Annotated in this window: 10 protein-coding genes; 7 read left to right on the forward strand and 3 right to left on the reverse strand. The window is 45.7% G+C overall.

What is annotated here, in order from left to right:
• Positions 1-25: 25 nt before the first annotated feature.
• The 3 genes from LDL40_RS04650 (at position 26) to LDL40_RS04660 (ending at position 2,418) form a co-directional block, all read left to right on the forward strand.
• Positions 26-1,090 carry an OmpA family protein gene (locus LDL40_RS04650; RefSeq protein ID WP_300993991.1) on the forward strand — a complete coding sequence of 355 codons (1,065 nt, stop codon included), beginning with the start codon at positions 26-28 and terminating at the stop codon, positions 1,088-1,090.
• Between the two features lie 133 nt (positions 1,091-1,223).
• Positions 1,224-1,991 (forward strand): DUF3530 family protein, encoded by a 768-nt coding sequence (locus LDL40_RS04655; protein ID WP_300993992.1) that lies wholly within the window; start codon positions 1,224-1,226, stop codon positions 1,989-1,991.
• Positions 1,992-2,073: 82 nt separating this feature from the next.
• Positions 2,074-2,418 carry a DMT family protein gene (locus tag LDL40_RS04660; RefSeq protein ID WP_053424181.1) on the forward strand — a complete coding sequence of 115 codons (345 nt, stop codon included), beginning with the start codon at positions 2,074-2,076 and terminating at the stop codon, positions 2,416-2,418.
• Here LDL40_RS04660 and djlA read toward each other — a convergent pair.
• Genes djlA through LDL40_RS04675 form a run of 3 tightly spaced genes read right to left on the reverse strand, consistent with a single transcriptional unit; the run spans position 2,415 to position 4,879 of the window.
• A complete protein-coding gene (gene djlA, locus LDL40_RS04665) occupies positions 2,415-3,215 on the reverse strand; it encodes a co-chaperone DjlA (RefSeq protein ID WP_300993994.1) in 801 nt (266 codons plus the stop codon). The genes LDL40_RS04660 and djlA overlap by 4 nt on opposite strands.
• Entirely contained in the window at positions 3,205-3,888 is a 684-nt protein-coding gene (gene murU, locus LDL40_RS04670; protein WP_300993995.1) for an N-acetylmuramate alpha-1-phosphate uridylyltransferase MurU, read from the reverse strand. Before murU ends, djlA begins: the two co-directional genes overlap by 11 nt.
• A gap of 1 nt (position 3,889) precedes the next feature.
• Positions 3,890-4,879 (reverse strand): phosphotransferase, encoded by a 990-nt coding sequence (locus LDL40_RS04675; protein ID WP_300993996.1) that lies wholly within the window; start codon positions 4,877-4,879, stop codon positions 3,890-3,892.
• A gap of 140 nt (positions 4,880-5,019) precedes the next feature.
• Here LDL40_RS04675 and LDL40_RS04680 point away from each other — a divergent pair, with 140 nt between their 5' ends.
• The 4 genes from LDL40_RS04680 to LDL40_RS04695 form a co-directional block, all read left to right on the forward strand.
• Entirely contained in the window at positions 5,020-7,293 is a 2,274-nt protein-coding gene (locus tag LDL40_RS04680; protein WP_300993997.1) for an LPS assembly protein LptD, read from the forward strand.
• Between the two features lie 11 nt (positions 7,294-7,304).
• The gene (surA, locus tag LDL40_RS04685; protein WP_300993998.1) at positions 7,305-8,597 is read left to right on the forward strand and encodes a peptidylprolyl isomerase SurA; all 1,293 of its coding nucleotides are present in this window, start codon (positions 7,305-7,307) and stop codon (positions 8,595-8,597) included.
• Positions 8,594-9,592, forward strand: coding sequence for a 4-hydroxythreonine-4-phosphate dehydrogenase PdxA (gene pdxA, locus LDL40_RS04690; RefSeq protein ID WP_300993999.1), 999 nt, complete (start codon positions 8,594-8,596; stop codon positions 9,590-9,592). The genes surA and pdxA overlap by 4 nt, the downstream gene beginning before the upstream one ends.
• On the forward strand, positions 9,582-10,000 hold a 419-nt coding region (locus LDL40_RS04695; RefSeq protein ID WP_300994000.1), incomplete at its 3' end, for an rRNA adenine dimethyltransferase family protein. The genes pdxA and LDL40_RS04695, both read left to right, overlap by 11 nt.

A 10,000-nucleotide genomic window follows, 5' to 3' on the forward strand; every position in this document is an offset into this window, starting at 1 on the left:
GCAATTTACCTCTTAGGAGATATGGATGAAACTAAGTACTAGCGCAATTGCCATTATGGCAACTTTACTTACGACTACGGCATTAGCGGATAGTTCAAAACCTTTAGTCACTGACCGTGCTTTTGGTTCTATCTTTACTGAATACTATCTGCCAGACGGTGACAAAACTGAATCTGCAGAATGGGCATTTATGGATGAAGGCTGGGGTTATGGCGTTGAATTAGGCTATAACCTGGATGAAAACTGGGCATTGCGTCTGGAATTCGCTAAGCAGCGTTTAGAACAACTGACTACAGATGACAAGATCGATGGCGAGCGCGTAGGTCTTGACGTGATGTATAACCTGACTAACACAGGTTTTTATGTCTTAGGTGGTTTAAAGCACCTTGACGTAGACAACACTGATGATGCCACAGCGCTGAATATGGGTGTTGGTTACCGTCAATACCTGAACGAGCGCGTATCTCTGTTTGGTGAAGCAAACCGTTTACAGGGTATAGGTGATAGTTTTGCAGACGCAAACATCAAATTAGGCCTGTCTGTATTGTTTGGTGATGCTCCTGTTGTGGCCGAACCAACCCCGGCTCCAGAACCAGTTCAAGCTCCTGTTGTCGTTGTAGCTGACAGCGACAAAGACGGCGTGCCTGATTCAAACGATCTGTGCCCTGGTACTCCATCAACTGACAAAGTAGATGCAACAGGTTGTTCAATCTTTACTGAAAAAGAAGTGAATTTCACTTTAAAAGCTCAGTTTGATAATGACTCTTCAGTGATCAAACCTGAATACAACGCAGAAATCGCTGATTTAGCGGCTTTCTTAAAACGTTTCCCAGGTACTGATGTTGAAATTGGTGGCCATGCCTCTAACGTAGGTGCTGCTGCATACAACATGAAATTGTCAGAGCGTCGTGCTGACGCAGTAGCTAAAGTGCTGGTCAATGAACATGGCATCAGTTCAAGCCGTGTTTCAGTGAAAGGCTACGGTGTTACTCGCCCGAAAGTTGAAGGCAACACAGCTGCTGCACATGCTGCAAACCGTCGTATTGAAGCAGTGGTTACTGCAACAATCAAAGAGAAAGTAGAGCGTTAATCTCTAACTGCTGATAAAAAACCGCCGTAAGGCGGTTTTTTTATGGCGCTGCAGAACTAAGTCTGCATTCTGATAAAGTTTCAGGGCTATCTGTCGATACTCTGTTTATACGTATTTAATCAGAGCCATTGCCATGTCATCGAAATACTTAGTTCTCTTGATACTGCTGACTTTGCATGTGCAGGCTGCAGCACAAAGCACCATGGAAGAATGGCATAGAGCAGATCTGAGCTGGCAAATGCCCGCTGACGAAGTCACGGAATTATCTGCTGGAGAAAACAGTTTTCTGGCATTAAAACGCTCCGCTTTTACCGCAAAAACCAAAGGCACTATTTTATTTGTTCCTGATTGGTCGCAGCACGCATCTAGCCCAAAATATCTGAATTTACTACGTAAAGAATTTAATGACTATGGCTGGGACACTTTGGCCATCGCAGTACCTGACGCACCTTTTGATTATGATTTAACGAGTCTGACCCAATACAAGGAGCAATTACAGCAACGTGTAGAGGTTGCTATGACCAGTGCTATGACAGAAAACAGCACAGTGATAGTAGTAGCTCAGGGCAGTAGTGCAGCTTTGGTTAGTCAACTTTATGCAGACAAAAAACTGCAGGAACCTCAATCTCTGATTCTATTGGAAGCTTATTTGCCCGCAGCAGAACAGCAAGGCAGTTTGCCAATGGCCATAGCCAAACAACAGGTACCCACCCTGGACCTGATGCAGGAGCAGGGAAATCAGCAAATTGCTGCACAGTGGCAACTCAGAAAACAGTTAGCAAAACAGCAGCAAAAATTGTTATATCGCCAACGCCAAATCAGTGGTCTTATTGCACAGGCAGAAACTCAGCAGCGGGTATTTAAAGAAATTTATGGTTGGCTGAGCTATCAAGGGTATTAAAAACCTCTTTTCCAATAAAAAAAACCTATTACACTGAGCGACATTTGAATTGCCTTGAGCTGTACCCCGGAGTAGTCAGACTATGTCGCCTTTAATCCAAACTGTATTGCTGCTGACCGCCAGCAATATTTTTATGACTTTTGCCTGGTACGGGCATTTAAAACATTTTAAGAGCTCGGCCCTTTACATAGCTATTGCCGTGTCCTGGGGTATAGCTTTGTTTGAATATATGCTGATGGTGCCAGCGAACCGCATTGGTCATCAGGTGTTAAGCCTTGCTCAGTTAAAAATTTTGCAGGAAGTCATTACACTCAGTGTTTTTATTCCTTTTGCAGTGCTGTACATGAAAGAGCCATTTAAATGGAATTATGTATATGCAGGTTTATGTCTGATGGGTGCCGTCTATTTTATGTTTTTCCGCGATTAAACCCTGTGTTTTCGGATCAACTCATAGGCCGCCTGAATGTCCTGAGTTTTTTGTTTGGCTAGCTCCATCAGTTCCGGTGGTAAACCTTGTGACATCAGTTTATCCGGATGATGTTGCGCCATTAATTTTTTGTAGGCCTTCTTCAATGTTGCTTCAGAGCTATCGGCACTGACGCCCAATATTTTGTATGCATCCGCCAGGCGACTGCCAACATCAGCGGTGTTGTTGGTGTTGCTTTTAGCGAAACGAGCTTCGGCTTCATACCGACTAAGCATCTGTTCGAGCTGAATAGCGCCAATACCCAATGCTGACGCTACCTGCAGTAGAATTTTCTGTTCTGCCTGACTTAAATGCAGATCAACATAAGCTGTACTGATTTGGATCTCCAGAAACATCAGTAGCATCTCGGGTCGGGACCTGTAGGCTGATTTAAACTCTGCCAGTTGTTCCAACAGTGGAAAATCTGCTTGCTTGCCATAACGAAAAGCATCCTGTGCTTCTTGCTTTTGCGTTGCAGTTAACCCCAGTTGTTCCATAAATAAGCTTGCTTGCTGAATATGAGAGCGGGTGACAACACCATTTGATTTGGCAATATGTCCCATCACGGCAAAAGTGGAGTAACGGAAAATACCTTGAGCTTCTGATCTGTCGCGGGAAAAACCATTAAAACCACCCCGACTGGCGAAAGCACCACCATAGGACTTATCAAACCAATGCCCAACCAGCAAACCAATGAACAAACCGGGAATTTTTAACAGCGCCATGCCAAACAAAGCACCAAGGATCTTACCCCACATTTGCTGACTCCAATTGCGCTGATAGCTGTTCCAACCGCTGTACTGTACCTATGTCATGCCAGATCCCCTGATAAAGTTCAGCCGTTATCTGATTTTGTTGCATGGCTTGTCGCAAATAGGGTGCCAGCTTTTGTTTCCCTTCAGCCACAGCACTAAAAAACTCCGGGCGGTAAATAGCAATACCACTAAAAGTAAAACACTCATTAGCAACGGCCTGTGCCTTACCCGAGACGTTGATACCAAAATCTCCCTTTGGATGTTGTAATGGATTAGGCACCAGCACCAAATGAGCCAGGCTATCGGCGGATAGTTTATCGGCCAACTGCTGATAAGGATAATCAGTGAATACATCCCCGTTGACGACAATAAAAGGTGCATCTCCCAATAAAGGCAATGCTCTCTTGATGCCACCTGCAGTTTCCAGACCTTCGGCCCCCTCGTCTGAATATTGAAGATGCAAGCCAAGATCCTGCCCCGAGCCAAGATGTAAAGGCAACAGATGTCCCAACCAGGCGTGGTTGATCACAATATCCTTAACTCCGGCTGCACTAAGGGCTTCCAGGTGATAGCGGATCAATGGTTTACCGGCGACTGGCAATAGAGGTTTAGGCAACACATCAGTTAAAGGACGCATACGTTCACCGCGGCCTGCTGCAAGTATCATCGCTTTCATATCAGGCCATAGCCTCCAGTGCTGGTTTTACTTTCTGGTTTAACCACAGATCCAGTTCCCGAAGCTGAGGATAATCAGACGTGGCTTCAAGCACATACTCGAAGACGCGCGGTAAATCAGCTAAGTAACCTGATTTTCCATCACGGTGGTACAAGCGGCAGAAAATACCACAGACTTTAATGTGCCTCTGCAATCCCATCCAGTCGAACCATAGCTTAAACTGCTGTGGGCTCACATCAGTGGACACTTCACCCTGCTCAAGCAGATGGTGATAAAACTCAAGACGCAGTGTGTTGACCAACTCAGCAGGCCATTTGATATAACAATCCTTCAGTAGAGATACAGCGTCATAGCTTACCGGACCAGTGACTGCATCCTGAAAATCGATCACGGCGAGTGTTTTATCTGGTTGCAGCATTAAATTTCGGGCATGGTAGTCCCTGTGCATACCTGCCTGCGGCTGTTGCAACGCTGTATCAGCCAGCAGCTGGAAATGACGTTGTAACATAGCCTGCTCTTGTTCATCCAGCCTTAGCTTTAAATGTTCCAGCACAAACCAATCGATGAAAATCTGCATTTCCCGCAGTAAAAATGCCAGGTCAAACACAGGCAGAGGACCCGCACTTGTGCGGCTGACAGAGCGGACTTGCTGCAGCTGTGACAAAGCCTGACGGTATAGCGTTGTCGCACTGTCCACGGAAAGTTTGGATAACAACAGCACATCACCTAAATCACTGAGTACTAACAGGCCTTGTTGAATATCCTGGGCAACTATCTGTGGAACCTGAAGACCTGCGGCGGCAAAAGCTTGCTGGGTCGCAACAAAACGACCGCAATCCTCTGCTGGAGTGGGCGCGTCCATCAAAATATAACTTTGTGTAGCGACGGAGAAACGGAAATAACGTCTGAAACTGGCATCTCCGGTGATAGGTTGCAACCGAATCACTTCACCAGGAAAACAAGCCGCTAAAAAACTTTGAATCAACTGCATTCGGGCCGGCACTTCACTCTCTCCATCAGGTCAAAGCCGCACTATAACGGATTAGCAGGATCCGGAAAATTGATTTATTATAGCTGGCTTGGTGTTCCGGTCATTTTCATCTGGTTCAGGTATTGTATTAAGTAGGTTGCATGACTCATTCTCTGACGTATCGCCTTATAATCATGGTGCTTGGTATTCCTTGTATTGCCCATGCAGAAGAGCAAACACCTCAACCTATTGAGCAATGTTACAGTGCGATAGAGATGCCAGCTAAGCTGAGCACTCTGTCTGCAAAAGACAATAGGTTACAAATTTTGTCAGATCGCATTCGAATGATGCAGGATCAGACAGCATTATTCGACGGCAATATCGAGATACTGTACCGCGATACCATGTTAAACGCTGTAAATGCTCAGGTAAGTCAAAAAGACCAAACCTTAGTCGCCAGTGGTGGAATTCAGTACTATAGCCAGGACCTGAAAGTCAGCAGCAGCCGTTTTAGTGCGCAGTTAAAAGAAGACAAAGCTATTTTGACTGAAGCGGATTATCAATTGATCAGCCAGTCAGGTCGTGGCCACGCCAAAGAAATGAGCGCGTTAAAAAAACAAATCAACCTGTCCGAAGCCAGCTTCACCACTTGCCCTGAAAACGACAGCAGTTGGGCCTTACACGCGGATAAAATCAACATTAATGCTGATGATGGCTGGGGCGAAGCCTGGCATTCGGTGATCAAAATTAAGGATGTGCCTGTTTTCTATTTACCTTACATGACCTTTCCGGTCAGCGATAAGCGTAAAAGTGGTTTATTGTTTCCAAAAATTGGCAGCTCGCAAAAGCTGGGGGTCGATCTTTCGGCTCCTTATTACCTGAATCTGGCAGAAAACTATGATGCCACTATAAGCCCACGTTTTATGAGTAAAAGGGGCGCGCAGCTTAATACAGAATTCCGTTATCTGACGCAGGCTCACAATGGTCTGTTGCAGTTAGAAATTTTGCCCGATGACAATGATAAACCAGCTGGCTTTGGCAGCCGTTATCTCACACATTTCAGCCACAGTGGCGATCTGTCCGAACGTTGGCGTGCCAGTGTTGATTTTACCGACGTTAGTGACGACGCCTATTTATCTGAACTAGGTTCTGATTACAGCAATCAAAGTGACACCCAACTCTATAGACAGGCCAGTCTGAATTATTTTGGCGATTATCTTCACTCAGAAATTCGGCTACAAGGTTTTGAAATATTGGGAAATTATTCTCCATCATACGCTGCCTTGCCTCAGGTTGATTTGAATTCAGCTACTCCGCTGGATTTAGCCGCAGGATTTGAGTTTAACTGGCATAGTCAATATGCACACTTTCGAAATGATGCAGCTCTAATCAACAGCGCAGATCGTTTACATCTGGAACCCAGCATACGCTGGCCTTTAATCACTCCGGCAGTGGAACTGGTTGCAGAAACCAGTTTGCTGCATACCAGATATCAGCAAAATACTGACCAAGAGCAGCAACTGGTGCAGGAAGAAGCCAACAGAACTGTGCCTAAAGTGCAGATCAATGCCAAGCTGAATATGGAAAGAGAGCTTGAATGGCAAGATTCTGGCTCTTTGCAGACTTTTGAACCTCAATTGCAGTACCTTTACATTCCCTACCGCGATCAGTCCAAGATAGGTCTGTACGATACAGCCAGACTACAGGATGACTATTATGGATTATTCCGTGAAAACAGGTATTCAGGTTTAGACCGCATTGCGGATACTAACCAGTTGACCATAGGCTGGACCACCAGACTGTACGATTCTCAGGATACTGAACTGTTCCGTTTTAGCCTGGGCCAAATCGTCTTTTTGGACGATCCTGAACCAATAGATAATTCACTGTTGGATGCAAAACAACCTGCAGATTCAGTGCTGGCATCGGAGCTGTTATGGAATTGGAGCAAAGGCTGGTACTTAAATACAGCATTGCAGTATGATTCAAGCAATGAGCGAATGGTAAAAAGCAATGTGACGCTGGACTATATCGCAGACGATAAAAGCCTAATTCAATTGAACCACCGCTACAGTCGTGAGGTCTCAGATTACGAAATTGCTCAGGTCGGCTTTTTAGGCACCACACCTATAGATGATAAATGGAAACTGATTGCCAGTTATTATCGTGACATCAACAAGCATCATATGATAGAAGCTAACTTTGGTTTGCAGTATGAATCCTGTTGCTGGGCACTGCGTGTAGTCGCTAAGCGTCAAATCAATACTAACCTTGAATTGGCTCTGAATGATTTGTCACAACCTCCGACTTTTGACAACGGTATTGCCATACAATTTGTTTTAAAAGGTTTTGGTGAAGGCGCAGGCTTCTCAGTCAGCGACATGTTATCAAACGGAATTTTTGGTTATAGACGTCCATATTTACTAAATAATTAATGTAGGAACCTATGAAGTTACAACTTTTGATTGCCAGCTCTGTGGCCGCATTTCTGGTCTTCTCGAGCCAGGCGGCAGAACAAAAGATCGACGGTGTCGCGGCTATCGTGAACAACGGTGTAGTACTGGATTCTGAAGTGACAGATATGGTCAATAAGGTGAAGCGTAATGCGCAAAGCCAGGGGCAAACTTTGCCTTCAGATCGTGCTTTACGCACTCAAGCCCTCGAACGTTTGATCAGCAACAGCTTACAAATGCAAATGGCCAAGCGTATGGGTTTGCAAATTACCGACCCACAACTGGATCAAGCCCTGGAGAACGTGGCTCGAGGCGAAAATTTAACTATGGAGCAATTCCGTCAGCGGATAGTTGCCGAAGAAGGCGACTACCAACAGTTTCGTGAACGCTTCCGCGAAGAAATTACCACAGGCGAAGTATTACGTGCCAACGTGCAACGTCGTATCTACATTAGTCCACAGGAAATTGAAAATCTGATGCGGGTGATGGAAGAACAAGGTGCCTCAAACGAACAATATAACATCGGTCACATTTTGATCTCCATTCCAAACCAGGCTAGTACTGAAGAGATCAATGAAGCCAAAGATCGCGCTGATAAAGTAATTAAGCTGTTACGCGAAGGCAGTGATTTTAAAAAGCTGGCTATCGCGTCATCTGCCGACAGCACAGCTTTGGATGGCGGTGACATGGGTTGGATGAACATCAATGAAATGCCTACCTTATTCTCTGACGCTATACGGGGTAAGAAAAAAACGGACATGATTGGACCTTTGCGTTCAGGTGCTGGCTTTCACATCCTGACCATTTTTGATATCCGTGGCGCTAACGTTGCAGAGCTGAACGAAGTAAAATCGCGTCACGTTCTGATCAAGCCATCTATTATCATGAGCGAGGAAAAAGCCAGAGATACACTGAAACAATTTGTGGCGGATTTCAAAGCTGGTAAAGCTGATTTCGCCGAATTCGCCAGTAAAAACTCTGAGGATCCGGGCTCTAAGCTAAAAGGTGGTGATTTAGGCTGGGCCGATCCAGCTATGTATGTGCCGGCTTTCCGTGACACCCTGAATAACCTGAAAATTCAGGAGATCAGCGAACCTTTCCGCACTGAACATGGCTGGCACATAGTACAACTTTTGGATAAACGTGTGGTCGACATGACAGCAGAGAAGAAACAGGATCAGGTATACCGGATGCTGTTTAATCGTCGCTTCAATGAAGAGCAGGCCAACTTCCTGCGTGAACTTCGTGATCAGGCCTTTATCGAAGTACTGGCGGATACTGAATGACCCTAAAGATAGCTATCACACCAGGTGAGCCGGCCGGTATAGGCCCTGACCTGGCTGTGATGTTGGCGCAAAAAGACTGGCCTGTACAGTTGATTGTTTGTGCGAACAAAGAACTGATGCAACAAAGAGCGGCAGCCTTAAAACTGCCGCTTCAGCTTTTACCCTACGACCCCAATCAGCAAGCGCAACAGCAACAAGCCGGTACTCTTTCTTATGTTGATTTCGCGCTCGAGGCTCCTGTAGTCGCAGGCCAGTTGAATGAGGCCAATGGTCGTTATGTAGTCGATACCCTGCGTTATGTTGGCGAAAAATCTATGTCTGGCGAATTCGATGCCATAGTCACAGGCCCGGTACACAAGGGAATTATTAACAAGGCCGGAATTCCTTTTAGTGGTCACACTGAGTTTTTTGCTCATCTGTCGAATACGCCTTATGTCGTGATGATGCTGGCGACACAAGGCTTGAGGGTGGCTCTGGCCACTACACATATACCATTGGCTTATGTCGCAAAAGCCATTACCAAAGAACGTCTGCAAAAAGTCATCTCAGTGCTACACCATGATTTACAACATAAATTCGCAATCGATTCGCCTGTGATTTATGTCTGTGGATTAAATCCGCACGCTGGCGAAGATGGCCATCTGGGAAGGGAAGAAATTGATATCATCAGCCCGACTCTGGACGAACTGCGTTCGGCTGGGATGAACCTGATTGGGCCCTTGCCAGCTGACACCTTGTTTCAGGCGAAGTACCTGGACCATGCTGATGCAGTACTGGCAATGTACCATGATCAGGGATTACCAGTGTTGAAGTACAAAGGTTTCGGTCGCTCCGTGAATATCAGTCTGGGCTTACCTTTAATCAGAACCTCTGTCGACCATGGAACTGCACTGGATTTAGCCAGTACAGGAAAAGCCGACCCGGGAAGTTTATTCCATGCCCTGGAACAAGCCATTTATTTAGCGCAAAGAGCCAAGTTATCACATGACAGATAAAGTACACCTGGGACATACAGCCCGAAAACGTTTTGGTCAAAACTTCTTACACGACCCCGTGGTGATTGAGCGTATAGTCAAAGCCATTAACCCAAAATCCACAGACATATTGGTCGAAATAGGCCCAGGATTAGGCGCTATTACAGAACCAGTGGCAGAGAAGTCAGGCCATCTGACAGTGGTCGAGCTCGACCGGGATCTGGCTCAGCGCTTGAGGGAACACCCTGTGCTGGCTGAAAAATTGACTATACACCAGGCTGACGCGATGAAATTTGATTTCCGCCAATTGCTGCAACCAGGTAAGAAATTAAAAGTCTTCGGTAACTTGCCCTATAATATTTCCACCCCCCTGCTATTTCATCTGTTCGACTATGCTGACGACATAGAAAATATGCATTTTATGCTGCA

Origin of the sequence: Rheinheimera sp., assembly GCF_020217005.1 — a bacterium.
Taxonomy (GTDB): Bacteria; Pseudomonadota; Gammaproteobacteria; order Enterobacterales; family Alteromonadaceae; genus Pararheinheimera.

Bases quoted from the DNA above. Each gene is read 5' to 3' on its own strand.
- LDL40_RS04650 (WP_300993991.1), top strand. From the start codon at position 26: ATGAAACTAAGTACTAGCGCAATTGCCATTATGGCAACTTTACTTACG.
- LDL40_RS04655 (WP_300993992.1), top strand. From the start codon at position 1,224: ATGTCATCGAAATACTTAGTTCTCTTGATACTGCTGACTTTGCATGTG.
- LDL40_RS04660 (WP_053424181.1), top strand. From the start codon at position 2,074: ATGTCGCCTTTAATCCAAACTGTATTGCTGCTGACCGCCAGCAATATT.
- djlA (WP_300993994.1), bottom strand. From the start codon at position 3,215: ATGTGGGGTAAGATCCTTGGTGCTTTGTTTGGCATGGCGCTGTTAAAA.
- murU (WP_300993995.1), bottom strand. From the start codon at position 3,888: ATGAAAGCGATGATACTTGCAGCAGGCCGCGGTGAACGTATGCGTCCT.
- LDL40_RS04675 (WP_300993996.1), bottom strand. From the start codon at position 4,879: ATGCAGTTGATTCAAAGTTTTTTAGCGGCTTGTTTTCCTGGTGAAGTG.
- LDL40_RS04680 (WP_300993997.1), top strand. From the start codon at position 5,020: ATGACTCATTCTCTGACGTATCGCCTTATAATCATGGTGCTTGGTATT.
- surA (WP_300993998.1), top strand. From the start codon at position 7,305: ATGAAGTTACAACTTTTGATTGCCAGCTCTGTGGCCGCATTTCTGGTC.
- pdxA (WP_300993999.1), top strand. From the start codon at position 8,594: ATGACCCTAAAGATAGCTATCACACCAGGTGAGCCGGCCGGTATAGGC.